A 25,648-nucleotide genomic window follows, 5' to 3' on the forward strand; every position below is an offset into this window, starting at 1 on the left:
CGACGACGGTACGCCGCCGGTCTCAGGACAGGCCGAGCACCTCGCGCGTGCGGACGACGTCGGCCCGGATGTGCTCGATCAGCGCGTCGATGCCCTCGAAGGCCACGTTGCCGCGGACCCAGTCGACGAACATCACCGTCAGCTCCTGGCCGTAGAGGTCCATCGAGACGTCGAGCAGGTGGGCCTCGACCTGCTTCTCGGGCACGCCCTCGAAGGTCGGGTTGTGCCCCACCGAGACGGCAGCGGGATAGGTCGTGTCGCCGACCAGCACCCGGGCCGCGTAGACGCCGTCGGCCGGGACGTAGCCCTCGCTGTCGGGCGCGAGGTTGGCGGTCGGGAAGCCGAGCTCGCGACCGCGCTGCTCGCCGTGCACGACGATCCCGCGGACGGCCGGCTCCCGGCCGAGCAGCTCGCCGGCGCGCGCGACGTCGCCGGCCTCGAGAAGCTCCCGGATCCAGGTCGAGGAGGCGCGGCGCCCGCCCCCGAGACGGACGTCGTCGATCGACACGACCTCGAGCCCCCGCTCCGCGCCGAGCTCGCGCAGGGTGTCGACCGTGCCGCTGCCCCGGACGCCGAAGCGGAAGTCGTCGCCGACGAAGACGACGCGGGCGTGCAGGGCGCCCACGAGGATGCGGTCGACGAACTGCGCAGGCGTGAGGCTGCGGAGCTCGTCGTCGAAGGTGAGCATGAGGGTCGCGGCCACCCCGGCGGCCTCGAGCAGCTCGCGCTTCTGGCGGTTGCTCACGAGGGACCGCGGCACGGAGCCCGGCTGCAGCACGGCGAGGGGGTGCCGGTCGAAGGTGACGACGGCCGAGGTGAGGCCGCGCTCGGCCGCCACCTGCTCGAGAAGGTCGATCACGGCGCGGTGCCCCACGTGCACGCCGTCGAACTTGCCGATCGTCACCGCGGTCGGGCCGAGGTCGGCGGGCACGTCGGCGAGGGCGTCCCAGAACTGCACGGGAGCTACTCCGTCCGGTCGGCGGCGTCCGCCTCGGCGGCGACGGCGGGCCGGGAGCGGAGCAGCCAGAGGATGCCCAGCACGGGCAGGACGAGGGGGACGAAGCCGTAGCCGCGGCCGAACCACGACCACACGGTGTCGTCGGGGAACAGCTCCGGGTCGAGCACGGTCACGAGGCCGACGATCAGCACGCCCGCGAGCTCGAACGAGATGGTCGCCCAGGCGACGGCGTACGAGGTGCGTCCGCGGCGGATCAACGACACGGTGGCGACGATGTAGACCACGGCGGCGAGGGCGCTCAGCGTGTACGCGAGCGGCGCCTCGTCGAACTGCTCGAGGATCTGGAACACGGACCGGCCGGTCGCCGCCAGGGCGAGCACCGCGTACACCGCGATGAGGACCCGGCCGACGCCGACCGCACGAGAAGACTTCTGAGTGACCATCACCGACAAGGATATGGCGCGCGGCTGTGCGCCGGCGCCAGGGCGCAGGAGGCGCCCGTCACGCGACCTGGACGGTCCAGATCTGCAGCATGCGGTAGACCATGACCGCGACCGCGAAGACGGCCGCGGCGAGCACGAGGTTGCTCCACCGGGTGCGGTCGACGAGCGCCCAGACGACGGCGAGCGGCGGCAGCAGGATCGCCGAGACGAGGTAGATGTAGAACTCGACGACGTTGCCCGTCGGCGGGTTGCCCGCGAACGGCGCGACGATCGCGACCACCAGCTGCACGAGCAGCAGCAGCAGCACGAGCGCCGTGGCGCCGACCGTGATGTCGTTCGGCAGCTTGCCCGAGAAGCCGGCCACGAGGCACACCAGGCCGGCGACGCAGGCCACGATCACCTGGGCCCAGGTGAACCACTCGATCACGCGCGCACCTCGTCGGTCGGGAAGTTGACGATCGTCACGGCACGGCCGCCGCGCACCGAGACCAGCCCGGCGAGGTCGCCCGAGGCGGTGACCGCGGCCACGGGGCCCTCGGTGTCGGCGCGGCCGGTCGCGGGCCGCTTGCCGTGGCCGAGGTCGACCGCCTCGTCGGCCGTCATCGACCAGACGGGGAACAGCGAGGAGGCGACGGCCGTGGGAGCCAGGAGGGCCGGCGCGACCTCGATGCCCTCGAGCACCGCGGCGTCGGCCACGTCGAACGAGCCGACCCGCGTGCGCCGCAGCGCGGTGAGGTGCCCGCCGACGCCCAGAGCGCCGCCGAGGTCGCGGGCCAGGGCCCGCACGTAGGTGCCCGACGAGCAGCTGACCCGGACGTCGAGGTCACGGACGGCCGTGCCGTCGACGACGGCGTCGCGCCGGTCGAGCACGACGAACTCGGAGACGACCACGTCACGCGCCTTCAGCTCGACCTCGACGCCCTCGCGAGCCAGGTCGTAGGCACGACGACCGCCCACCTTGATGGCGCTGACCGTGGTCGGCACCTGGCTGATCGGCCCGGTGAGGTCGGCGATGCCGGCGTCCACCGCCGCGTCGCTCACCCCCGACGCGTCGGCGGTGGCCACGACCTCGCCCTCAGAGTCGTCGGAGGCGGTGGAGACGCCCAGCCGGATCGTCGCCTCGTACGTCTTGTCCAGCCCCACGAGGAACGTGAGGAGCCGGGTCGACGAGTCGAGGCCGAGGACGAGCAGACCCGTGGCGAGGGGATCGAGCGTGCCGGCATGGCCGACCTTGCGGGTGCCGGCGGCCTTGCGGACACGGGCGACCACGTCGTGGCTGGTGATGCCCTGCGGCTTGTCGACGAGGAGGATGCCGCTGTTCACGCGACGACGCTACCGCACCGTGCCCGGGCCGAGGCTCAGCACGCGTCGTCGAACACGCGGCGCGGGTGCTCGGGGTCGGAGACGTCGACGACCGCCGTGGCGACGGCCCGCAGGCCGCCGCGGCCGCCGCCCGGGGTGACCCAGACCGTGTAGTTCCAGAGCCCGGCGAGCTCGGGGCGCCCGAGCGCCTCGCCGTCGACGACGAGCAGGGCGTCGTCGGGGCCGGTCACCCAGCGGGGCTCGACCTCGCGCTGCGAGGCGCTGTCGAACGCCGCGGGCACCCACGCGGTGCTGCCGCCGAGCCGGAACGGCTCGACGAGGACACGGCGCAGGAGCGCCCCGTCGACCGGGGCGGGCTCGCCGTCGGCGACCGCGCCTCCCTTGCCCCGGGGCCTCCCGAAGTCGGCGACCGACGCCCGGAAGGCCGCGTGGCCCGCCTCGACGAGGGCGGCCGCGAGGTCGTCGGCGAAGGCCGACTGGCCGGCACCCGCGGGACCGTCGACGGCGACGAACGCCCGGCCCCTCGAGTAGTTGTGCAGGATCTCGGTCGCGAGAGCGCGCAGCGTGTCCTTCTTGGCGGGGGCCCAACGAGTCGTCATGCGGTCACCCTAGGCCGGGCCGCCGACAGCGGTCCGAGCGCCCGTAGGATCGTCCGGTGACCATCGCCCCCGCCGTCTCGTCGTGGTTCCGCGAGCACGGGCGCGACCTGCCCTGGCGCCGCCCCGGCTTCACCGCCTGGGGCACCCTCGTCAGCGAGGTCATGCTGCAGCAGACACCGGTCGTGCGGGTCGTCCCCCGGCTGGAGCAGTGGCTGGAGCGCTGGCCGACGCCGTCGGACCTCGCCGCCTCCCCCGCCTCGGAGGCGGTGCGCGCGTGGGACCGCCTCGGGTACCCGCGCCGCGCACTCGCCCTGCACGCCGCCTCCGTCGTCATCACGGAGCGGCACGGCGGCGTCGTGCCCGAGACCGTGCCGGAGCTGCTGGCCCTCCCGGGCGTGGGCGACTACACCGCCCGGGCCGTCGCGGTGTTCGCCTACGGCCACCGGCACCCGGTCGTCGACACGAACGTGCGCCGGGTGCTCGCGCGCGCCGTCGAGGGCCTGGCCGAGCCCTGGGCGCCGAACGCGCGCCGCGACCTGCCCCTGATGGAGTCGCAGCTGCCCGTCGACCTCGCCGACGCCCGGGTGACCAGCGCCGCGGTGATGGAGCTCGGCGCGCTCGTCTGCACGGCGCGGTCGCCGCGCTGCGACGAGTGCCCGCTGGTCGCGCAGTGCGCGTGGGTGCTGGCCGGCCGGCCGGAGCACGCCGGCCCTCCCCTGCGCCGCCAGGCGGCCTTCGCCGGGTCCGACCGCCAGGTGCGCGGGCTGGTCATGGCCGAGCTCCGGGCGAGCGACGTGCCCGTCACGGGCGACGAGGTCGCCAGGGTGTGGCCCGACGCCGAGCAGCGCGACAGAGCCCTCGCCGGCCTCCTCCGTGACGGGCTGGTCACGGGTTCGGCCGACGAGGGCTGGTCGCTGCCGAGCTAGGCGCCCGGGCAGTCGGGTCGGGTCAGCGGGTCGAACCGTCCGGCTCCGCCGTGCCGTCGTCGACGGCGCCCGACTCGACGTCGGCCTCGTCGACGACCGGCACGACCTCGTCGGTGTCGTCGTCGTCGAGGTCGTCGTCGTAGTCGTAGTCGTCCTCGTCGCGGGGCTTGACGTAGGGGTCGGCGTCGCCGGCGTACTCGGCCGTGGCCGCGACGGTCTGGCTGTCCTGGTCGCGCTGGCGCGCCTCCTGCAGGAGGCGGTCGATGGACGCCGCGTTCTCGGGCAGGGCGTCGAGGATGAACTCGAGGCTCGGGGTCAGTCGGGCCGTGATGTTCTTGCCGACCTCGCTGCGCAGCATGCCGGTGGCGGACTTGAGGGCGGCGCCGGTGTCGCTGCGCTCCTCGTCGGTGCCGTAGACCGTGTAGAACACGGACGCGTGCTGCAGGTCGCCCGTCACCTTGACGTCGGTGATGGTCACGAACCCGAGGCGCGGGTCCTTGATGCCGCGCTCGAGCCGCCGCGCCACGATCTCGTGGATGCGGTCGGCCATCTTGCGGGCACGCTGTGCGTCGACCATTCGTTGCTCCTTCTGCTGTTCGCCCGGGGGCGAGAGGGGTGAGGCCCCGCCCCGACCGTGGTCGTGGCGGGGCCTCTGACGATGCGTCGCCGGGCGTCAGCCCCGCGGCTTCTCGACCATCTCGATGGTCTCGATCTCGTCGCCGATCTGGATGTCGTTGAACTTTCCGAGGCCGATGCCGGCCTCGAAGTCCGTGCGGACCTCGGTGACGTCGTCCTTGAAGCGACGCAGCGAGTCGATGGCGAGGTTGTCGCCGACCACCACGCCTTCGCGGATGACACGGGCACGGGCGTTCCGCGTGATCGTTCCCGACCGCACGATGACACCGGCGATGTTGCCGACCTTCGACGAGCGGAAGATCTCGCGGATCTCGGCGACACCGGACTGCTTCTCCTCGAACTCGGGCTTGAGCATGCCCGTGAGCGAGTTCTCGATGTCCTCGAGGGCGGCGTAGATGACCGAGTAGAAGCGCACGTCGACGCCCTCTCGGGCAGCACGCTCGCGGGCCTTCGTGTCCGGTCGGACGTTGAACCCGATGATGACCGCGTTGTCGACGGTCGCCAGGTTCACGTCGCTCTCGGTGACGGCGCCCACGCCGCGGTGGATGATGCGCAGCTGCACGCTGTCGTCCACCTCGATCTTGAGCAGCGACTCCTCGAGCGCCTCGACGGCACCCGACACGTCGCCCTTGATGATGATGTTGAGCGCCTCGACCTTGCCCTCTTCGAGAGCACGGGTGAAGTCCTCGAGCGAGATGCGCTTGCGGGCCTTGGCCAGCGACGCGTTGCGCTCGACGGCCTCGCGCTTCTCGGCGATCTGACGAGCCGTGCGGTCCTCCTCGGTGACGAGGAAGGTGTCGCCGGCACGGGGGACGCTCGAGAGCCCCTGCACGAGCACGGGACGGCTCGGGAAGGCCTCGTCGACGGTGTCGCCGTTCTCGTCCATCATCGCGCGGACTCGGCCGTAGGCCGTTCCCGCGACGATCGCGTCGCCCACCCGCAGGGTGCCCGACTGGATGAGCACGGTCGCGACGGCGCCGCGGCCCTTGTCGAGACGTGCCTCGATGGCGACTCCACGAGCGTCCTTGTCCGGGTTCGCCCGCAGGTCGAGACCGGCGTCGGCCGTGAGGAGGACGGCCTCGAGCAGCGCGTCGATGTTCTTGTTGTCGCGTGCGGACACGTCGACGAACATCACGTCTCCGCCGTACTCCTCGGCGACGAGGCCGTACTCGGTCAGCTGCTGACGCACCTTGGCCGGGTTCGCGCCCTCCTTGTCGATCTTGTTGACCGCGACGACGATCGGCACGTTGGCAGCCTGGGCGTGGTTCAGCGCCTCGACCGTCTGCGGCATGATGCCGTCGTCCGCCGCGACCACGAGGATCGCGATGTCGGTGACCTGCGCACCGCGGGCACGCATGGCGGTGAACGCCTCGTGGCCCGGGGTGTCGATGAAGGTGATGGCGCGCTCGACGCCCTCGTGGGGCGCCCAGACCTGGTAGGCACCGATGTGCTGCGTGATGCCGCCTGCCTCGCCGGCGACGACGTTGGCGTTGCGGATCGCGTCGAGCAGACGGGTCTTTCCGTGGTCGACGTGGCCCATGACCGTGACGACGGGCGGGCGGACCTGCAGCACGTCCTCGTCCTCGTCCTCGAGCTCCTGCTCGAGGTCGATGTCGAAGCCCTCGAGCAGCTCCTTGTCCTCGTCCTCGGGAGAGACGACGAGGATGCGGTAGCCGAGCTCCTCGCCGAGCACCTGGAACGTGGCGTCGTCGAGCGACTCCGTGGCGGTCGCCATCTCTCCCAGGTGGAAGAGGACGGTCACCAGGTTGCCGGGGCTGGCGTCGATCTTGTCGGCGAAGTCGCTGATGGACGCGCCGCGACGCAGACGGACGATCGTGCTGCCGTCGCCGCGGGGGACGCTGACGCCGCCCAGCGACGGGGCGGAGCGCATCTCGAACTCGGCCCTCTTGGTCCGCTTCGACTTGCGTGCCTTGCTCTTGCCGCCGCCGCGACCGAACGCGCCGGCCGTGCCGCCGCCGGGGCCGCGACCGCGGCCACCGCCGCCGCCGCCCGCAGGGCGAGGAGCGCCGAAGCCGGGACGGAAGCCGCCGGCCGCGCCGGGGGCACCGCCGCCGGGACGCTGGAAGCCGCCGCCGGCACCGCCGGGACGACCGCCGGCACCCGCGGGGCGCTGGCCGAAGCCGTTCGGGCGGGGGCTGGCGCCGACGCCGGGACGCGGAGCGCCCGGACGAGGAGCACCGGGACGAGGAGCCATCGGGCGCGGGCCTGCTGCTCCGCCGGGGCGGGGCATGCTGGTCGCGGCGCCGGAGCCGCCGGGACGGGGCGCGCTCGGGCGACCCATGCCCTGGTTGCTGGCGAAGGGGTTGTTGCCGGGGCGGGGGGCGCCGGGACGGGGACCGCCGGGCTTCGGCGCGGACGCGCCGGCCTCGGCGGGAGCGTCGGACTCGGCGGGAGCCGTGCCCGACTCCTTGGCGGCCGCGGCCGCGGCACGCTCGGCCTCGGCCTTGGCCTGGCGCTCGGCGACGGTGAGCGGCGCGACGGGGGCAGGTGTCGCCTCCGTGTCGTCAGCGGCGGCCGGGGCCTCGACGGGAGCAGCGGGCTGCTCGGCGACGGGAGGCTTGGGTGCGGCAGGACGGGGCCCGCCGGGCTTCGGTGCGGAGGAGGCGGCGGGAGCCGACGCCTTCGGGCTCGCGGCAGGCGCGGCGCCGGCCTTGGGCGCGGCAGCGGCGCCGGCGAACGCCTGGCGCAGCTTGCGGGCCACGGGGGGCTCGACGCTGGAGGACGGTCCCTTGACGAACTCGCCCATCTCCTTGAGCTTCTCTAGTGCTGTCTTGCTGTCGATCCCCAGCTCGCTGGCGATCTCGTGTACGCGTGGTTTAGCCACAGTTCTCCTGTCTCGGGCCCCTTCCCGGTCAGGAGGGAGCCGTCAGTTCTGGACGGGTCTCATTTCGAGCCGCTCATTAGTTGTCCATGTGCCTGTCAGCCTGTTCTGTCGTGGCCAGTGGTCGTGGTGGAACTCGGGGTGTGCACATCGGTCTGCAGCCGCATCAGGTGGTCGCGGAGCTGCTCGGTGTCGGGCTCGGAGTCGAGGCGGAGCGCACGGCGGAAGGCCCTGCGTTTCACTGCCGACTCGAACGCGTCCATCGAAGGCGTCAACCACGCGCCCCGCCCGGGCAGCGTGGCGGTCTCGTCGACCACCAGGCGTCCGTCACGGGCGACGACCCTCACGAGTGAGGACCGTGGAGCGCGCGCTCGAGTACCGATGCACGTTCTTACGGGTACCACTCTACCCCCTCGGGTCGGCGGACGGGAGACGCCGGGGCGAACGGCGTGGTGCGCCGTCGCCCCCGGCGTCGAGGTCGTCTAGTCCTCGAGGATCGAATCGGGCTGGACGGGTCAGGCACAGGACCGGACCGCCGACGCTGGCGCGTCGTCGACCCGGCGCGCGCATCGACATCCAGACCTAGTCCTCGAGGATCGAATCGGGCTGGATGTCGATGCGCGCGCCCGTGAGCTTCGCAGCGAGACGAGCGTTCTGCCCCTCCTTGCCGATGGCGAGCGAGAGCTGGTAGTCGGGCACCAGGGCCCGGACGGCCTTGGTCGCCTGGTCGATGACGAAGGCCGACGACACCTTGGCCGGGGACAGCGCACTGGCGACGAAGACCGGCAGGTCGCTCGAGTAGTCGACGATGTCGATCTTCTCGTCGCCGAGCTCGGTCTGGACGGCGCGGACGCGCGCGCCCATCTCGCCGATGCACGCGCCCTTGGCGTTGACGCCGGGCTCGGTCGCGCGCACCGCGATCTTGGTGCGGTGCCCGGCCTCACGGGCCAGGGAGACGATCTCGACGACGCCGCTGGCGATCTCGGGGACCTCGAGCGCGAAGAGCTTGCGGACGAGGGAGGGGTGCGTCCGCGAGACGGTGATCTGCGGCCCCTTCGTGCCCTTGCTGACGCCGGTGACGTAGACGCGGATGCGCGTGCCGTGGTCGTACTTCTCGCCGGGCACCTGCTCCTCGGGGGGCAGGATGGCCTCGATCGTGCCGAGGTCGACGTGCACCATGCGGGGGTTCGGCCCCTGCTGGATGACGCCGGCGACGATGTCGCCCTCACGCCCCTTGAACTGGCCGAGGACCTTGTCGTCGCCGATGTCGCGCAGGCGCTGGTTGATCACCTGCTTGGCCGCGAAGGCGGCGATGCGGCCGAAGTCGCTGGGGCTGTCGACGGACTCGCCGACGACCTCGCCTTCTTCGTCGCGCTCGATGGCGAAGACGGACACGTGCCCGGTCTTGCGGTCGAGCTCGACCCGGGCCGCCGGGACGCGGCTCTCGGGCTGGTCGGTGTGCTTGAGGTAGGCCGTGAGGATGGCCTGCTCGATGATGCCCACGAGTTCCTCGAAGGGGATCTCGCGCTCGCGTTCCATGAGACGCAGCACGCTCAGGTCGATGTCCACTGAGGGCCTCCACTGTTCAGATCTTCAGGCTGAGCGCACGGTGGCGCGCACAGCATCCCCCTACGGTACCCGAGTGCGACGGGGGCGGAGCACCGGACGCGGCCCGCGCCTCCTGCGTCCGACGGGACACGAGGAGGCGCGGGCCGACGACGTCAGGAGGCGCGCGGAGCCGAGAGGGCCGCGACGGCCTCGGCCACCGGGACGGGCGTGCGCTCGCCCGTGCGGCGGTCCCACAGCTCGACGACGCCCTCGCCCGCCGAGCGGCCGACGACGACGATCTGCGGCACGCCGAGCAGCTCGGCGTCGCCGAACTTGACCCCGGGCGAGACCTTGGGGCGGTCGTCGTAGAGCACGTCGAGGCGGTGCGCCTCGAGCTCGGCGGTGAGCGCCTCGGCCACCTCGAAGACGACCGGGTCCTTGCCCGTCGCGACGACGTGCACGTCGAACGGCGCGACGTTGGCGGGCCAGACGAGGCCCTTGGCGTCGTTGTTCGCCTCGGCGATCACCGCGAGGATGCGCGTCACGCCGATGCCGTACGAGCCCATCGTCACGGTGACCTGCTTGCCGTTCTCGTCCAGCACCTTGAGGCCGAGGGCCTCGGCGTACTTGCGGCCGAGCTGGAACACGTGGCCGATCTCCATGCCGCGGGCGGTCTCGATGGGACCGGAGCCATCGGGGGCCGGGTCGCCCTCGCGGACCTGCGCGGCCTCGATCACGGCGTCGGCGGCGAAGTCGCGACCGGCGACGAGACCGGAGACGTGCAGGCGGGGGGCGTTCGCGCCCGTGACCCACGCCGACCCCTCGACGACGCGCGGGTCGACGACGTAGCGGATGCCCGAGTCCGACTCGCTGCCGAGCACCTGCGGTCCGAGGTAGCCCTTGACGAGCACGGGGTGACGCGCGAAGTCGGCGTCGCCGGCGGCCTCGACCTCGGCCGGGGCGAAGGCGACCTCGAGGCGCTTCATGTCGACGTCGCGGTCACCGGGGAGCCCGACGACGACGACCTCGCGGGTGCCGTCCAGGTGGGTCAGGGCGACGACGACGTTCTTGAGGGTGTCGCCGGCGGTCCACGGACGGCCGTCGTCGCGCGGGTGCGAGTCGTTCAGCTGCTCGACGAGCCCGGCGATGGTCGGGGTGTCGGCGGGCTCGAGGGCGACGGCCTCGGCGAGCCCGTCGAGGGGGATCGACTCGGGCACGATCGTCGTGAAGGCCTCGACGTTCGCGGCGTAGCCGCCGGCCGTGCGGACGAAGGTGTCCTCGCCGACCTCGGTGGGGTGCAGGAACTCCTCGGAGCGCGAGCCGCCCATCGCGCCGGCGTCGGCCTGGACGATGACGTACTCGAGGCCGAGACGCGTGAAGATCCGCTCGTAGGCGTCGCGCTGCAGCTGGTAGCTGGCCTCGAGCCCGGCGTCGCTCGCGTCGAACGAGTAGGCGTCCTTCATCGTGAACTCGCGGCCGCGCAGCAGGCCGGCACGGGGCCGTGCCTCGTCGCGGTACTTGTCCTGGATCTGGAACAGCGTCAGCGGGAGGTCCTTGTACGACGAGTACAGGTCCTTCACCAGGAGCGTGAAGGCCTCCTCGTGCGTGGGGGCGAGCAGGTAGTCGGCGTCCTTGCGGTCCTTGAGCCGGAACATGCCCTCGCCGTACTCGGTCCACCGACCGGTCGCCTCGTAGGGCTCGCGCGGCAGCAGGGCCGGGAAGTGCACCTCCTGGGCGCCGGCGGCGGTCATCTCCTCGCGGACGACGGCCTCGATCTTGGCCTTGACCCGGAGGCCGAGGGGCAACCAGGCGAACACGCCGGGCGCCTGGCGGCGGATGTAGCCGGCCCGCACGAGGAGGCGGTGGCTGGTCACCTCCGCGTCGGAGGGATCTTCACGGAGGGTGCGGACGAAGAGCTGGGAGAGGCGCGTGGACACCCGCCCAGCATAGGGGCGTGCCCGGAGGGGCCGAGGCCGGGTGCCCCGAGGCTCGACCCGGTCACGGTCACCAGGGCTTGCCGTCGTACTCCCCCGGCGCCTGCTCGTAGTACCTCTCGCGGTCGGTGTCCTGCTGACGCTCCTGCTGGCTCTCGTCGCCCTGCTGCTGCAGCTGGTCGAGCGGGTCGGTGCCGCCCGCGCCGGCGTCGCCCTCGTCCTCGCCGCCGCCCTGCCCGGGATCCGAGCCGTCGCCTCCCGAGGGGTCGCCCTCGTCGCCGCCCTCGGCCTGCTGCTGCTTCTCGCCCAGCCTGCCCTGGGCCTCGTCGAGGGGCTGCGACGTGTCGGGCTGCTGGGGGTCGTCCGGGGGCTGGAAGCAGCCCTCGGGAGCCTCGGCGATCGTCGCCTGCCCCAGCTCGTAGAGCTGCTCGGCGTCGGCGTAGCGCAGCTCGAGCAGCGCGGCGTCGCCCTGGGCCTCGATGACGAGCACGAGGTCGGTGCGGATGACGCACGAGACCGTCTCGTCCCCCTCGGGCGCGAGGTCGAGCGCGGTGACGAGCTCCTGCCGGGCGACGTCGAGCACCCCGACCCTCGCCCACGCCGTGCCGCGGTCGAAGTGGTGCACCCACGGCTCGACGACGTTGGCGACGCCGAGGGGCGCGGTCAGGGAGGCGGCGCGCTCGTAGGCCCGGCCGTCGTAGGCGTGCTGCGTCAGGCCCGCGAAGAGCGGGAGGCTGAGCAGCTTGAGGGCCACGAGCAGCACCACGAGCACGACAGGGGCCGACCAGAGGAACATCCGGCGTCGGAGCCGGCGACGGTACTGGTCGAGGGTCGGCTCCGTGGCACCCTGCCGGTCGCGGTCGTCGACGGGCGGCGGGGCGAGGGTGTCGGTCACGACGACGTCCTTCCGGGTGCACGGTCGGCCCGGGGCCGGACGCGGATCTCGGCGAGGGCGCGGGCGACGACGGCCACCTCGACCAGGGCGAGCAGGAACAGCGGGACGGCGGCGATCCAGTACAGGTCGACGACGGCCTCGGCACGGCCCTCGTCCGAGGCGACCGCCCCGTCGCGCGCGTCGGCGACGACGGCCTCGACGCCCGCGTCGGCCTCCCGGTGCACGTAGTCGACGCCGAGCTGGGAGGCGATCGTGCGGAGGGCGTCCTCGTCGATCACCGAGAGGGCGTCCGGCTCGCCCGGCTGCGTCCTGTCCTTGATGTACTCGGTGCTGCTGTAGGCGTCGCCGTACCCGTCGAAGACCTTCATGCGCCCGCCCGCGGCCGTCCCGTAGCCGAGCACGGCTCCCCCGTCGACGTCCGCCGCGGCCGCCGCGAACGAGCCGGGCGCCTCGTCGGCCGTCTGTTCTCCGTCGCCCAGGTAGTAAACGACGTTCGCCCTCTCGGGGTCGGCCTCGCGCGCCTCCTGCAGCCGCTCGGCCAGCAGGTCGGAGGCCTCGGTGATGCTGCTGCCGCTGGAGTAGTAGGTGATCTCCTGGTTCATCACGGAGGCCGCGGTCACGACGGCCGCGGCGTCGTCGGTCAGCGGGGTGCGGAGCACGGCGGTGCTGTCGAACGAGATGAGCGAGAAGCGGGCGCCGGCCAGCTCGCTCGCGATCGCGTCGACGTCGCTCCGGACGCCCTCGAGCCGCGGGCGGTCGCCGTCCCAGTCCTCCGCCGCGATGCTGGAGGTGGTGTCGACGACGAAGAACACGTTGAGCGCCGCCGTCGACGCCTGGGCGCTGCCGCCGGGCACGCCGGGGCGCACGGCGACGACGAGCAGCAGCGCCACGACCACGAGACGGCGGACCCAGCTGCGCAGGAGGCGGCGGTCGCCCCGCTCGGCGACGACCCGCCATCCGACGAAGCCCAGCAGCACGACGCCGACGACGACGAGCAGCCACCACGGGAGCACGGGCTGCAGCACGATCGCGGCGGGCAGCGCCGCCGTCGCCGCGGTCACAGCCGCACCCGCCAGAGCAGCACGAACGAGGCCGCGGCGAGCAGGAGCGCGACGATGACGGCGGCCTGCGGGGCGTCGGTCGTGACGAGGCGGCGCGTCCCGGTGAAGAGGCCCGCCTCCTGGTCGTCGATCCGCTGCACGATCTCGGCCACGGTCGTCGCGCCGTCGAGCGCGTAGTACGCGCCGCCGGTCGACTCCACGACGGTGCGCAGCTCGCCGGCGACCTCGTCCGCGACGGCGTCGTCGGAGTAGTCCGCGGGGTTCAGCGCGTAGACCCGGATGCCGCGGTCGGTCGCGAGCTGCCCCGCGTCGTCGAGCGTCAGCAGGGCCGCGCCGTTCACGTAGTTGTCGGTCGCGAGCACGATGGACTTCGGCCGGGTGCTCTCGCTGCCCCCGTCGAAGCTGAGGGCGCAGGAGGCGAGGCCGTCGCCGATCAGGGAGGCGCCCTGCCCGAGGTCGGTGCCCGACCAGTACCGCGTGCCGTCCTCGCCCGCGCTGTCGAAGGACTCGCGGTACTGGCTCAGCTGCTCGGCGACGAAGTCGTAGTCGTCGGTCAGCGGGAACGCCTGCACGGACGAGCTGTCGAAGAGGGTCAGCCCGATCCGCTCGCCGTCGAGGCCCGACGCGAGCTCCGCGAAGGTCGAGACGATCTGGGAGTCGACCTCGGTCATCGACCCCGAGACGTCGAGGCAGAGCACGATGTCGCGCTTGTAGGAGGGCGGCTCGACGACCTGCACCGTGCCCGGCCGGGCGATCAACAGGGCCCCGAGCCCGGCGAGGGCGATCACGAGGACGAGGGCGCCCCCGAGCGCCGCACGGTAGCGCGCCACGAGCCGGCGGTACACCGGCAGCTCCGTCAGGCGCTCGCTGTGGGCGACGGGAGTGCCGGCGCGGCGCAGTCGTGCGCGCTCGCGGCGTCGCAGGACGAGCCAGAGCCAGGCGCCGAGCCCGGCGACGACGAGGGCGGCCAGCAGGGCCCACCACCAGATCAGGACCACGAGCGCACCACCTCGCGGGCGGTCTCGGCGGCCTGCTCGGGGTCGCCGGGGTGCTGCTGGGCGAAGGCCGGCGGGTACCACTGCTCGACGGCGTCGGCCACGCGGGGCAGGTCGGCCTCGCGCAGGTCGGCGAGGGTCATCACGTGCGTGTCGGCGCCCGCCGTCTCGTGGACGAAGAACCGGAGCAGGAGGCTGAGTCGGCTGTGCACCGCCCGCTCGCCGAGACGGCCGTCGCGGGAGGCGGCCTGCACCTCGTCGATCAGGCCGAGGTAGCGGAGCCGGACCGAGGGCAGGTCGACGACCGCGGCTGCTGCCGCCCGGCGGGCCGACGGGGGCAGCCGCCGCGCCGAGAATCGCAGCACGAAGACGATCCACCCCGCGACGAGGCCCAGGAGGACGAGCCCGAGCACCAGCCACAGGACCCAGAGCGGGTACTGGTACGGCCCGAAGAAGCCCCTGTCGTCAAGCACGGCGGTGCTTCTCCATCAGGGTGAAGAGCCCGGGCACCACGGCCGCCTGGCTCGACAGCCTCTCGCTGCTGATGCCGAGGGCCTGCAGCTGCCGCCCGGCGTCGTCCGTGCGCCGCTCGGACGACTCGTCGAAGGCGCGGCGCAGTGCCGCGTTCTCGCGCAGGTAAGCCGGGAGGGCCGTGACCTCCTGCACGTCGTAGACGTCCCCGGCGTGGCCGGACCGCGTCATGAGGTCGGCGTCACCGACCGTGACCCAGACGATCTCGTGCTGGGCGCGCAACCGTCGGAGGAGCCGCACCAGCTCGGCGTCGACGACGACGTCGTCGGTCACCACGACGAGGATCGACCGGCGGCGGACGCCGCGGGCGACCCAGTCGAGGACGCTCCGGAGGTCGCTTCGGGGCGCGTCGAGCGAGACGCGACGGTCGACCTGGCGGAGGAGGCGCTCGAGATGGGCCTCCGTCGCGCCGGCGGGGAGGGCGACGGTGCCGCCCTCGTCGCCGGCGACGAGCGAGACGACGTCGCCGTGGCGGGACGCGATGTAGCCCAGGGCCCCGGCCGCCATGATCGCTATGTCCTTCTTGGTCTCGCCGCTGGCGGCGGTCGCGGCCATGTTGCGACCGGTGTCGACGACGAGGACCAGCGACCGCCTCCTGCTGGCGACGTAGCGCTTGACCAGCGGTTCGCCGTGACGGGCGGTGGCCTTCCAGTCGATGTCCTTCACCTCGTCGCCCGGCACGTAGGCCCGGAGGTCGTCGAAGTCGTGGCTGCGGCCGTGGTGGACCGACGCCCAGCCGCCCTCGAGCAGGTCGAGGGTGCGGCGGTGCGCGAACAGGGACATCTTCGTGCGCACCCGGAGGAGGAGGCTCGCCACGGTCGTCAGGGGGTCTGCACGGAGGCGAAGACGGCGTCGATGATCGTCTCGGGGGCCACGTCGTCGGCCGTGGCCTCGTAGCCGAGGATGACGCGGTGGCGCAGCACGCCGTGCCGCAGGTGCTTCACGTCTTCCGGGATGACGTAGTCGCGGCCGTGCAGCAGGGCCAGGGCCCGCGCGGCCTGCATGAACGCGATGCTCGCCCGGGGACTCGCGCCGAACTGGACGTAGTCGGCGAGGCTGCCGGGGATGTACTGCTGCGGGTGCCGCGTCACGTAGATCAGCTGGACGATGTAGTTGACGATCGACGCGTCGACGTACACGCGCTTGGCGAGTTCCTGCAGCCACACGACGTCCTCGAGCGAGACGCCGGTCGGCGCGTCGACCTGCTGCTCGTCGTAGACGCCGGCCTCGATGCGCCGGATGACCTCGGCCTCCTCGGCGGGCGACGGGTAGTCGAGCACCTCTTTCAGGAGGAACCGGTCGAGCTGCGCCTCGGGCAGCTGGTACGTGCCCTCTTGCTCGATCGGGTTCTGCGTGGCGAGCACGAGGAACGGCCGGGGCAGCGGGTAGACGGTGCCGCCGATGCTCGTCTGCCTCTCTTGCATCGCCTCGAGCATCGCGCTCTGGGTCTTCGCGCTCGAGCGGTTGATCTCGTCGAGCAGCACGAAGTTCGAGTGCACGGGGCCGAGCTGCGTCACGAAGGTCGACTTCTGCGCGTCGTAGATCTGGGTGCCGGTGATGTCGCTCGGCAGCAGGTCGGGCGTGCACTGGATGCGGGTGAAGCTCGCCTCGACGGACTGCGCGAGCGTCGCCGCCGCGGTCGTCTTGGCCAGCCCGGGGACGCTCTCGAGCAGAACGTGCCCGCCCGTGATCAGCGCGATCAGCAGGGTGTCGCGGAGGCCGGTCTGGCCCACCACCTTGCGCGAGAAGGCATGCGACACGGCACCGACGACACCGGCGGCACGCTCGAGGTCGGCGGGGCTGATCGGGGTGCCGACCGCGGCGGGAGGCGGGGGCGTCGTCGAGGTGTCGGTCACCCGGCCCACTGTAACCGAGGCGTCCGACGTCACCGCCGGAGCGCCCTCCTCGCGAGGTGGTTGCCCAGGAACTGCACGAGCTGCACCAGCACGATGATGAGCAGCACCGCGCCCCACGTGACCACGGGGTCGAACTGCCGGTAGCCGTAGAGCAGGGCGAACGCGCCGAGTCCCCCGCCGCCGACGTAGCCCGCGACCGCCGACATGTCCACGAGCGCGACGAAGATGAACGTGTAGCCGAGGATCAGCGGGCCGAGCGCCTCGGGCAGCACGATGCTGCCGATGATCCGGAACGGCCCTGCGCCGGCTGCCCTGGCCGCCTCGACGACGCCCGGCTGCACCGTGAGCAGGTTCTGCTCGACGATCCGCGAGATGGCGAACGAGGCCGCGAGCGACAACGTGAAGATGATGGCGGTGTTGCCGACGCCGGTGCCCACGACGGCCCGGGCCAGGGGCTGTGCGGCAGCGAGGAAGATGATGAACGGGATCGGCCGGAACACGTTGACGACCACGTTGAGCACGCCGAAGACGACGCGGTTCGCGAAGAGGGCGCCCTCGCGGGTGAGGTAGAGGGCGAGCCCGAGGAGGAGCCCGCCGAGCCCGCCGAAGAGCAGGGTCAGGGCGACGATGTAGACGGTCTCGTAGGCCGCCTTCCACAGCTGGGGCTGGAGGTCGATCAGGGAGTCCATGGTCAGCGCGCCTCCGCGTCGTGGGCCGGCCGGGCGGGCGCGGCCTCGGTCGTGGGCGAGGCCGGGAGCTCGGTCGCCGCGGCCCCGAGCTCGGCGACGGCCGCCGAGACGTCGCCGTCGGCGCCCGTGAGGGCCAGGGTCAGGGTGCCGAAGGTCCGACCGCCGATCTCGTCGATGCCGCCGAAGACGATCTCGAAGCGGACGCCGTGGCGGGCGAGCACGCCGAAGACCTGCTGCTGGTCGACGCCGCCCTCGGTCAAGCGGACGGTCACGAGGCGGCCCTCGTGGCGACGGCGGAGCGCCGCGAGGTCGTCGCCCTCCGGCGAGCCGGCGACGACGGTGGAGACGAACCGCCGCGTCGACGCCTCGCGCGGGGCCGAGAAGACCTCGAAGGTGCGTCCGATCTCGACGACCCGACCACGGTCCATCACGGCCACGCGGTCGGCGATCGACTTGATGACGTCCATCTCGTGCGTGATGACGACGATGGTGATGCCCAGCTCGGCGTTGACCCGCCGGAGCAGGGCCAGCACCTCCTGCGTGGTCTCGGGGTCGAGCGCGCTCGTCGCCTCGTCGGCGAGCAGCACGCCGGGCGACGTCGCGAGGGCGCGGGCTATCCCGACGCGCTGCTTCTGGCCGCCCGACAGCTGGTCGGGACGGGCGTGGGCCTTGTCGGCCAGCCCGACGAAGTGCAGCAGCTCGCTGATCCGCCGCTGGTGGTCGGCCTTCGGCACGCCGGCCGCCTTGAGCGGGAACTCGACGTTGCCCCAGACCGTCTTCGACGAGAACAGGTTGAACTGCTGGAAGATCATGCCGATGCCGGCCCGTACGCCGCGCAGCTCGCGCTCGCGCAGCCCGGTCACGGGCCGGCCGTCGATCTCGATCCGGCCGCTCGTGGTCGGCTCGAGGGCGTTGATCAGGCGGACCAGCGTGCTCTTGCCGGCGCCGGAGTAGCCGATGATCCCGAAGATCTCGCCGTCGGCGATCTCGAGGCTGACGCCGTCGACGGCCGTCAGCGGTGCAGCGCCCTTCTCGCGGGGCGGGTAGGTCTTGACGACGTCGGTCAGGGTGATGGCGGGCATGGTCTCCTCGTCACGGTCGGAAGGGCCCGATCCGCGCGCCGTCGTGGCGAGCGGGTCGGGCCCGGGCAGGGGCAGGCGGCGTCAGCCGTTCTGCTCCACGAGCTCCTTCGTCTGCTCGAGCGACTCGCGCAGGTCGGCGACGGGCACCTTCGTGGTGAGCGCCGTGCCGCCCGAGTTCTCGACGACGCCGTCGGTGACGGCCTTCGTGTCCTGGTAGATCTGGACGAGCTTCTGGTACGTCTCGTCGTCCGCGTCGCCCTCGCGAGCGGCGAAGACGTTCACGTAGGGCAGCGACGCCGGGTCGGAGGGGTCGTCCTGGGCGATGATCGTGTCAGGCGACAGCCCCGCCTTGGTGGCGTACTCGTTGTTGATGATCGCGCCGTCGAAGTCGGGCAGCGACGTCGCGGCGAGGTCGGCCGCGACGGGCGAGACCGTGACCGTCGACGCCTCGGTGTCGATGTCGTCGAGGCCGGAGAAGATGTCGCCGCCGTCCTTGAGCTCGATCAGGCCGTTCGACTGCAGCACGAGCAGCGAGCGGGCGAGGTTGCTCGCGTCGTCGGGGACGGCGACGGTGTCGCCCTTGCTGAACTGGTCGAGCGAGGTGTGCTCCTGCGAGTAGAGCGGCAGCGGGTAGATCGCCGTCGAGCCGATCGGCACGAGGTCCGCGTCGGCAGACACGTCGTACTGGGCCAGGTAGACGATGTGCTGGAACTGGTTGAGGTCGAGCTCGTCCTCGGTCAGCGCCGGGTTCGGCTGCTCGTAGTTGGCGAAGTCGACGATCTCGACGTCGATGCCCTCGTCGGCGGCGGCCTGCGTGAAGGTGGCCCAGTACGGGTCGCTCGCGCCGACGACCCCGATGCGCACGGCGTCTCCGCCCCGGTTCGCGACGGCGATGCCGACGCCCACGGCGGCGAGCACGACGACGACCGCCACGACGATCGCGATCAGCCGGCCACGGTTCTTCTTCGGGGCCTCGATCAGGGGTGTTGCCTCGGACATGACGTTCCTCTCAGACGGTGCGACGCACGTCGCCGGCTGCTGCTGCCGGCACCACGACCGTGCGTCCCTCCATCGTGACCGGCGGGGCGGGCCGGGTCACAATCGGCGCGTCACACGGCGACACACCGGCTCCGCGAGCGGTCAGGGCGACGGCGTCGTCGTCGACGGAGGGCGGCGGGACCCGGAGCGTCCGCGCGGCGCGTCAGGGGCGGCGGGCAGGCTGAGACGCGGAGGAGGCGCGGTGCGGCCGCAGCCTGCACCGCGCCTCCTCGGAGCGCTCGGGTCGGGGACCGACCCGCGATCAGCCCTAGACCGTGAGGACCTGGGGCGAGCCGACCTCGCCCGGGGGCATCTCGGCCGCGAGGCGGTTGGCCTCGTCGATGAGCGTCTGGACGATCTCGGACTCGGGCACGGTCTTGATGACCTCGCCCTTGACGAAGATCTGGCCCTTGCCGTTGCCCGACGCGACGCCGAGGTCGGCCTCGCGGGCCTCGCCCGGTCCGTTCACGACGCAGCCCATGACCGCGACGCGGAGCGGGACCGTCATGCCCTCGAGGCCGTCGGTGACGTCGTTCGCGAGCTTGTACACGTCGACCTGCGCACGACCGCAGCTGGGGCAGCTGACGATCTCGAGCTTGCGCTCGCGCAGGTTGAGCGACTGGAGGATCTGCAGTCCGACCTTGACCTCCTGCGCCGGAGGCGCGCTGAGGCTCACGCGGATGGTGTCGCCGATGCCCTCGCCGAGCAGGATGCCGAAGGCCGTCGCCGACTTGATGGTGCCCTGGAACTCGGGGCCGGCCTCGGTCACGCCGAGGTGCAGGGGCCAGTCGCCGCGCTCGGCGAGCTGGCGGTAGGCCTTGACCATGATGACCGGGTCGTTGTGCTTCACCGAGATCTTGAAGTCGTGGAAGTCGTGCTCCTCGAAGAGGGAGGCCTCCCACACCGCGGACTCGACGAGCGCCTCCGGCGTCGCCTTGCCGTACTTCTGCAGCAGGCTGGGCTCGAGCGACCCGGCGTTCACGCCGATGCGGATCGAGACGCCGGCGGCCTTGGCCGCGGCCGCGATCTTGCCGACCTGGTCGTCGAACTTGCGGATGTTGCCGGGGTTGACGCGCACCGCGGCGCAGCCGGCGTCGATCGCCTGGAACACGTAGTTCGGCTGGAAGTGGATGTCGGCGATCACCGGGATCTGGCTCTTCTTCGCGATGATCGGCAGCGTCTCCGCGTCGTCGCGCGTGGGCACGGCGACGCGCACGATGTCGCAGCCCGAGGCGGTGAGCTCGGCGATCTGCTGGAGCGTCGCGTTGATGTTCGTGGTGGGCGTGGTGGTCATCGACTGGACGCTGACGGGAGCGTCGCCTCCGACGAGGACCTTGCCGACCTTGATCTGCCGCGACTTGCGTCGCGGGGCAAGGGTTTCGGGGACCTTCGGCATTCCGAGATTGACTGCAGGCACGTCTTAGATCGTAGACCCGTGCGCTGGGCGCGCGATGTCGGAGACGAGGACGCCCAGCGGGCCAGCAGGTCAGGACGTCCGCGGGCTGGGCGCCGAGCCGGTCAACGGATCAGCGAGATCGGGTTCACGATGTCGGCGTAGGCGAGCAGCAGCCCCATGCCGCCGAGGACGATCACGACCGCGAACGTGAGCGGGATGACCTTCGCCGTGTCGACGGGTCCCGGGTCGGGGCGGCGGAACAGCTTGGCGAAGCCACGACGGATCGCCTCGATCAGCGCGCCCGCGACGTGGCCGCCGTCGAGGGGCATCAGCGGCACGAGGTTGAAGACGAACAGGGCGACGTTGAGGCTCGCGAGCAGGCTCACGAGGAACGCGGCCCGGTCGACGAACGGCACGGTGTCGAGGCTGACCACCTCGCCCGCCATCCGGCCGACCCCGACGACGCTGACGGGGCCGTTCGCGTCGCGCTCTCCCCCGCCGAACGCGGCCTGGGCGACGGCGACCATGCGCTGCGGCAGGTGCACGATGACGTTCGCGACGTGCCCGATGTTCGTGCCGACGGTCGGCAGCACGGCGGTGACCGGCTGCTGCACCGTCACCGTCGCGAAGCCGATGCCGACGAAGCCGACCTCCTGGGTGACCGGGGCGCCGTCGTCGCCCACGACGGGCACGCCCGCCGAGTCGAGCACCTGGCGTGCGGAGAGCGCCGGGGTGACCTCGAGCGTCTGCTCGCTCCCGTCCCGCTCGACGACGACGCTGAGCGTCTGGTCGGGGGCGGCGCGGAACGCGCTCGTCACCTGGTCGCCGTCCGCCACCGCCACGCCGTCGATCGACACGATCCGGTCGCCGTTCTCCATGCCGGCCGCGAAGGCGGGCGCCGCCGTGGCGTCGGCCGGGCACTCGGTCTCGGTCGACCCGGCGGGCAGCACGCACTGGTTGACGAGGCCGACGGTGGTGCTCGACTGCGCCGTGCCGAAGCCGCAGAGCAGGATCGTGAAGAGCACGATCGCGATGAGCAGGTTCATCGTCGGCCCGCCGAGCATGATGATGACCCGCTTGTAGACGGGCAGCCGGTAGAAGGTGCGGTGCTCGTCGCCCTGGTCGATCGTGTCGGCGCTGGCGGTGCGCGCGTCCTGCACGAGGGTCTGGAAGAAGCCCGTGCTCGCCGTCCGGCCCTTCTGGCCCTCGCGCGCCGGCGGGTACATGCCCGCCATCGAGATGTAGCCGCCGAGCGGCAGCGCCTTGACGCCGTACTCGGTCTCGCCCCGGCGGCGGGAGAAGATCGTCGGCCCGAAGCCGATCATGTACTGGCCGACCTTCACGCCGAACTTCTTCGCGGGCACGAGGTGCCCGATCTCGTGCAGCGCGATCGAGACGGCGAGCCCGATGACGATCACGACGATGCCGAGCAGGTAGAGCAGGACGGTTTCCACCGGGCAAGGGTAGCCGTCCGAGACGGGGAGCCGGCCCCGCGCCGGCCATGGCGACGCTGTGAGGGGTCGGGGCCCGCGCCTCCTCGGCTCGACCGGGTGCCCGATGCCTGATCGGCGGGCCGGTGGCCGCTAGCGGCGGGCGAGCAGCGCGTCGGCCGCCTCGCGGGCCCAGCGCTCGGCCTCGAGCACGCCCTCGAGGGTGCTCGGCCCCGCCGAGTGCCGGTCGACGACCTCGCGCACCGTGTCGAGGATGCCCAGGTAGCCGACCCTGCCGTCGTGGAACGCGTGGACGGCCTGCTCGTTCGCCGCGTTGAACACCGCGGGCCAGGTCGCGCCCGCACGGCCGACCTGCTTGGCCAGCAGCACGGAGGGGAACGCCTCGTCGTCGAGCGGCTCGAACGTCCAGGTGGAGGCGGTGGTCCAGTCGAGGGGCACGCCCACGCCCGGCACGCGGTCGGGCCAGGCCATGCCGAGCGAGATCGGGAGCCGCATGTCGGGCGGAGACGCCTGGGCGATCGTCGAGCCGTCGACGAACTCGACCATGGAGTGCACGATCGACTGCGGGTGGACCGTCACGTCGATGTGGTCGTAGTCGACGTCGAAGAGCAGGTGCGCCTCGATCACCTCGAGCCCCTTGTTGACGAGCGTCGAGGAGTTCGTCGTGACGACGCGGCCCATGTCCCAGGTGGGGTGCGCGAGGGCCTCGGCGGGGGTGACGTCGGCGAGGGAGGCGCGCGTCCGGCCACGGAAGGGCCCGCCGGAGGCGGTGAGCACCAGGCGACGGACCTCGCCGCGGTCGCCGGAGCGGAGCGCCTGCGCGATGGCGGAGTGCTCGGAGTCGACCGGCACGATCTGCCCCGGTGCCGCGCGCTCGCGCACGAGGTCGCCGCCGACGATCAGGCTCTCCTTGTTGGCCAGCGCCAGGGTGGCGCCGGAGTCGAGCACGGCGAGGGTCGGCGCGAGGCCCACGCTGCCCGTGATCCCGTTGACGACGACGTCGGCCTCGACGTCGCGGACGAGCGCCACCGACTCGTCGGTGCCGAGGGCGGTGTGCTCGACGCCGAAGCGTGCGGCCTGCTCGGCCAGCAGGGCGGCGTTCGAGCCCGCCGACAGCCCGACGACGGTGAACAGGTCGGGGTGGGCGGCGACCACGTCGAGCGCCTGCACGCCGATGGAGCCGGTGGAGCCGAGGAGGATGACGCGACGCATGCGGTCAGCCTAGGGGCGCACCCGGCCCGGTGCGGAGGTGCCGCTCAGGCCACGGCGAGGACGTCGATGACGAAGACGAGCGTGTCGCCGCCCTCGATGCCGGCGCTCGGCTGTCCGCCGTCGCCGTAGCCCTCGGCGGGCGGGACGACGACGAGCACCTGCGAGCCGACGGTCTGGCCGATCATCGCCGCGGCGAAGCCCGGGACGACCTGGGCGGTCGAGAACGGGGTCGGGGTGCCCTTGCCCCAGCTCTCGTCGAAGACCTTCCCGTCGCGCCAGTTGACGCCCTGGTACTGGACGGTCACGTTGGCGGGATCGGGGACGACCTCGCCGTCGCCCTTCTTCAGCACCTCGACCTGCAGGTCGGCCGGCGGGTCGGCGTCGGGGATCGTCACGGTCGGACGGCCGTCGTCGGCGAGCGCCACCTCGGGGAAGCCCGGCTGCGCGGGCTGGTCGACGCCGGTCGCACGCGTCGGCACGATCGAGAACGTGTCGACGACGATCACTGCCGCGGCGTTCGGCGGCGCGGTGCCCGTCTGGGCCGGCTGCATGTCGGCCGCGCTGGCCACCGTGACCGAGCGGGAGCCGGCCTGGTTGCAGAGCAACGCGGCCTCCAGCCCGGGCACGTAGTAGTCGGCGCTGATGGTGAGCTGCTCGCCGCTGCCGCGCTCGTAGCCGGCCGAGCTCAGCTCGGCGCCGGTCGTCGCGTCGAAGACCGTCACGGCCACCTGCACGACGTCGCCGGACTTGGTCTCGGGCCCGGTGCCCTGCGAGACCACGGCCCGCTGGCTCGTCGCCGCGCCCAGGGGGCCGGAGAGCGCGATGGTCGGCTTCTGCCCCACCTCGCCCGACACCTCGACCGAGTCCGCCTCGGCGCCGCCGCCGAGGCAGGCGGTCGCGGCAGGGCTCGCGCCGGGCGTGGTGGCCGACGGCTCGGGCGCCGCGTCGTCCGTGCAGCCGACCAGGGCGACCGCGAGGAGCGGCACCCCGACCAGGCCGAGGAGGCGCGCGCGGCGACCGGTGACGGTCACGGTCAGTTCGCGGCGAGGATGTCGATCACGAAGACGAGCGTGTCGTCGCCCGCGATGCCGGCCTGGGGAGCGCCCGCCTCGCCGTAGCCCTCGGCCGGCGGGATGACGACGACGGTCTGCGAGCCGACGGTCTGGCCGACGATGCCCGCGGCGAAGCCGGGGATCACCTGGTCGGTGCCGAACGTGGTCGGCTCGCCGCGCTTCCAGCTCTCGTCGAAGACCGTGCCGTCCTTCCAGAGCGAGCCCTGGTACTGGACGGTGACCTGGGCGCCGTCCTCGACGACGGGGCCGTCGCCCTTGATCAGCGTCTCGACCTGCAGCTCGGTCGGCGCCTCGGTGCCGGGCAGGGTGACGGTCGGGCGGCCGTCGGAGTCGAGCTCGACCGTCGGGAAGCCGGCCTGCGGCTCCTGCGCCTCGCCGCTGGCGCGGGTGGGCACGTCGGAAGGCGCGCTCGACGACGAGGACGGGGCGGAGGTCGCGGTGTCGCCGGTGCTGGCCTCGGAGGCACAGGAGGCGAGGCCCAGCACGAGGACGGGGACGGCGAGCAGGGAGAGGGAGCGGCGCATGGGAGTCTCTCGATCGAGGGGCGGGGACGGCGCGGAGCCGGGACGGCGCGGAGCCGGGACGGCGCGGAGCCGACCGGGTCGCGAGGCGCCGGGTCAGGTCATTCTGCCCCACGACGCCGCAGGGCCTGCTGAACGGCCGAGGCACGTCGACCCGGATCAGGAGGCGGCGGCCACCAGGGTCGTGGGCTCGTGGCCGACGGGGAACGCGACCGACGCGGCGATGAAGCACTTGCGGGCGGCCTCGGCGTGCAGCGTGCCCGCGAGCTCGACCATCGACGCGTCGGCCACGGTGACGACGGGCCGCAGGGTGGCCGACGTGAAGCGGCCTCCCCCGTCGGCGGTCTGCGTCATGGAGCCCTCGGCGGAGTCCCGGTAGGCGACCACGACCACGCCCGCGGACGCGGCGACGTGCAGGTAGCTGAGGAGGTGGCACTCGGCCAGGGCGGCGAGAAGCAGCTCCTCCGGGTTCCAGCGATCGGCGTCGCCGTGGAACGTGCGGTCGGCCGACCCCTGGATGTCGTGGAGCTTGCCGGCGGCGGAGACGGTGGCGTCGCGACCGTAGCTGCGGTACGACGTCGTGCCGACTCCTCGGTCTCCGGTCCAGGCGAGGTCGACGGCGTAGTGGTGGTCGAGCAC

Annotated in this window: 26 protein-coding genes; 1 reads left to right on the forward strand and 25 read right to left on the reverse strand. The window is 72.6% G+C overall.

Annotated features, from left to right (window positions below):
* Positions 1-22: 22 nt before the first annotated feature.
* The 5 genes from ITJ48_RS03040 to ITJ48_RS03060 are packed head-to-tail and all read right to left on the reverse strand — an operon-like array spanning position 23 to position 3,323.
* Positions 23-958, reverse strand: coding sequence for a bifunctional riboflavin kinase/FAD synthetase (locus ITJ48_RS03040; protein ID WP_194612351.1), 936 nt, complete (start codon positions 956-958; stop codon positions 23-25).
* Between the two features lie 5 nt (positions 959-963).
* Positions 964-1,401, reverse strand: coding sequence for a hypothetical protein (locus ITJ48_RS03045; protein ID WP_123546244.1), 438 nt, complete (start codon positions 1,399-1,401; stop codon positions 964-966).
* Between the two features lie 58 nt (positions 1,402-1,459).
* Positions 1,460-1,828, reverse strand: coding sequence for a hypothetical protein (locus ITJ48_RS03050; RefSeq protein ID WP_133737651.1), 369 nt, complete (start codon positions 1,826-1,828; stop codon positions 1,460-1,462).
* Positions 1,825-2,724 carry a tRNA pseudouridine(55) synthase TruB gene (gene truB / locus ITJ48_RS03055; protein WP_194612352.1) on the reverse strand — a complete coding sequence of 300 codons (900 nt, stop codon included), beginning with the start codon at positions 2,722-2,724 and terminating at the stop codon, positions 1,825-1,827. The genes ITJ48_RS03050 and truB overlap by 4 nt, the downstream gene beginning before the upstream one ends.
* 35 nt (positions 2,725-2,759) lie before the next feature.
* Positions 2,760-3,323, reverse strand: coding sequence for a hypothetical protein (locus ITJ48_RS03060; protein ID WP_194612353.1), 564 nt, complete (start codon positions 3,321-3,323; stop codon positions 2,760-2,762).
* A 56-nt stretch (positions 3,324-3,379) separates the two neighbouring features.
* Between ITJ48_RS03060 and ITJ48_RS03065 the strand changes: the two genes are divergently transcribed.
* Complete coding sequence (locus ITJ48_RS03065; RefSeq protein WP_194612354.1) at positions 3,380-4,249, forward strand: A/G-specific adenine glycosylase; 870 nt, start codon at positions 3,380-3,382, stop codon at positions 4,247-4,249.
* Positions 4,250-4,271: 22 nt separating this feature from the next.
* On the opposite strand, the gene rbfA is transcribed toward ITJ48_RS03065, so the two are convergent.
* From rbfA to ITJ48_RS03160, 20 genes are all read right to left on the reverse strand, one after another.
* A complete protein-coding gene (rbfA, locus tag ITJ48_RS03070) occupies positions 4,272-4,826 on the reverse strand; it encodes a 30S ribosome-binding factor RbfA (RefSeq protein WP_194612355.1) in 555 nt (184 codons plus the stop codon).
* Between the two features lie 96 nt (positions 4,827-4,922).
* Positions 4,923-7,730 (reverse strand): translation initiation factor IF-2, encoded by a 2,808-nt coding sequence (infB, locus tag ITJ48_RS03075; RefSeq protein WP_194612356.1) that lies wholly within the window; start codon positions 7,728-7,730, stop codon positions 4,923-4,925.
* A 95-nt stretch (positions 7,731-7,825) separates the two neighbouring features.
* Entirely contained in the window at positions 7,826-8,131 is a 306-nt protein-coding gene (locus ITJ48_RS03080) for a YlxR family protein (protein ID WP_123546256.1), read from the reverse strand.
* Positions 8,132-8,309: 178 nt separating this feature from the next.
* A complete protein-coding gene (gene nusA, locus ITJ48_RS03085; protein ID WP_192041874.1) occupies positions 8,310-9,296 on the reverse strand; it encodes a transcription termination factor NusA in 987 nt (328 codons plus the stop codon).
* A gap of 152 nt (positions 9,297-9,448) precedes the next feature.
* Positions 9,449-11,212 carry a proline--tRNA ligase gene (locus ITJ48_RS03090; RefSeq protein ID WP_194612357.1) on the reverse strand — a complete coding sequence of 588 codons (1,764 nt, stop codon included), beginning with the start codon at positions 11,210-11,212 and terminating at the stop codon, positions 9,449-9,451.
* 67 nt (positions 11,213-11,279) lie between these two features.
* A complete protein-coding gene (locus ITJ48_RS03095) occupies positions 11,280-12,104 on the reverse strand; it encodes a hypothetical protein (RefSeq protein WP_194612358.1) in 825 nt (274 codons plus the stop codon).
* Positions 12,101-13,165, reverse strand: coding sequence for a VWA domain-containing protein (locus ITJ48_RS03100; protein WP_370544752.1), 1,065 nt, complete (start codon positions 13,163-13,165; stop codon positions 12,101-12,103). The genes ITJ48_RS03095 and ITJ48_RS03100 overlap by 4 nt, the downstream gene beginning before the upstream one ends.
* Positions 13,162-14,163 carry a VWA domain-containing protein gene (locus ITJ48_RS03105; protein ID WP_194612359.1) on the reverse strand — a complete coding sequence of 334 codons (1,002 nt, stop codon included), beginning with the start codon at positions 14,161-14,163 and terminating at the stop codon, positions 13,162-13,164. The genes ITJ48_RS03100 and ITJ48_RS03105 overlap by 4 nt, the downstream gene beginning before the upstream one ends.
* Complete coding sequence (locus ITJ48_RS03110; protein ID WP_194612360.1) at positions 14,154-14,633, reverse strand: hypothetical protein; 480 nt, start codon at positions 14,631-14,633, stop codon at positions 14,154-14,156. The genes ITJ48_RS03105 and ITJ48_RS03110 overlap by 10 nt, the downstream gene beginning before the upstream one ends.
* Positions 14,626-15,507 carry a DUF58 domain-containing protein gene (locus ITJ48_RS03115; RefSeq protein ID WP_194612361.1) on the reverse strand — a complete coding sequence of 294 codons (882 nt, stop codon included), beginning with the start codon at positions 15,505-15,507 and terminating at the stop codon, positions 14,626-14,628. Before ITJ48_RS03115 ends, ITJ48_RS03110 begins: the two co-directional genes overlap by 8 nt.
* A gap of 5 nt (positions 15,508-15,512) precedes the next feature.
* A complete protein-coding gene (locus tag ITJ48_RS16010) occupies positions 15,513-16,547 on the reverse strand; it encodes an AAA family ATPase (protein WP_370544753.1) in 1,035 nt (344 codons plus the stop codon).
* A 29-nt stretch (positions 16,548-16,576) separates the two neighbouring features.
* On the reverse strand, positions 16,577-17,236 hold the full coding sequence (locus ITJ48_RS16015; protein ID WP_123546270.1) for a methionine ABC transporter permease: 660 nt from the start codon (positions 17,234-17,236) through the stop codon (positions 16,577-16,579).
* Between the two features lie 2 nt (positions 17,237-17,238).
* Positions 17,239-18,318 carry a methionine ABC transporter ATP-binding protein gene (locus ITJ48_RS03125; RefSeq protein ID WP_194612362.1) on the reverse strand — a complete coding sequence of 360 codons (1,080 nt, stop codon included), beginning with the start codon at positions 18,316-18,318 and terminating at the stop codon, positions 17,239-17,241.
* A gap of 81 nt (positions 18,319-18,399) precedes the next feature.
* Positions 18,400-19,317 (reverse strand): MetQ/NlpA family ABC transporter substrate-binding protein, encoded by a 918-nt coding sequence (locus ITJ48_RS03130; protein WP_194612363.1) that lies wholly within the window; start codon positions 19,315-19,317, stop codon positions 18,400-18,402.
* Between the two features lie 307 nt (positions 19,318-19,624).
* Positions 19,625-20,773 (reverse strand): flavodoxin-dependent (E)-4-hydroxy-3-methylbut-2-enyl-diphosphate synthase, encoded by a 1,149-nt coding sequence (ispG, locus tag ITJ48_RS03135; RefSeq protein WP_194612364.1) that lies wholly within the window; start codon positions 20,771-20,773, stop codon positions 19,625-19,627.
* A gap of 101 nt (positions 20,774-20,874) precedes the next feature.
* Positions 20,875-22,206, reverse strand: a complete 1,332-nt coding sequence (locus ITJ48_RS03140) for a site-2 protease family protein (RefSeq protein ID WP_194612365.1) — start codon at positions 22,204-22,206, stop codon at positions 20,875-20,877.
* 129 nt (positions 22,207-22,335) lie between these two features.
* Entirely contained in the window at positions 22,336-23,415 is a 1,080-nt protein-coding gene (gene dxr, locus ITJ48_RS03145) for a 1-deoxy-D-xylulose-5-phosphate reductoisomerase (protein WP_194612366.1), read from the reverse strand.
* 44 nt (positions 23,416-23,459) lie between these two features.
* Entirely contained in the window at positions 23,460-24,446 is a 987-nt protein-coding gene (locus ITJ48_RS16585; RefSeq protein ID WP_194612367.1) for an FKBP-type peptidyl-prolyl cis-trans isomerase, read from the reverse strand.
* A gap of 2 nt (positions 24,447-24,448) precedes the next feature.
* Positions 24,449-25,012 (reverse strand): FKBP-type peptidyl-prolyl cis-trans isomerase, encoded by a 564-nt coding sequence (locus tag ITJ48_RS03155; protein ID WP_194612368.1) that lies wholly within the window; start codon positions 25,010-25,012, stop codon positions 24,449-24,451.
* Positions 25,013-25,168: 156 nt separating this feature from the next.
* Entirely contained in the window at positions 25,169-25,648 is a 480-nt protein-coding gene (locus ITJ48_RS03160; protein WP_194612369.1) for an OsmC family protein, read from the reverse strand.

This window comes from Frigoribacterium sp. VKM Ac-2530, assembly GCF_015350835.1.
Taxonomy (GTDB): domain Bacteria; phylum Actinomycetota; class Actinomycetes; order Actinomycetales; family Microbacteriaceae; genus Frigoribacterium.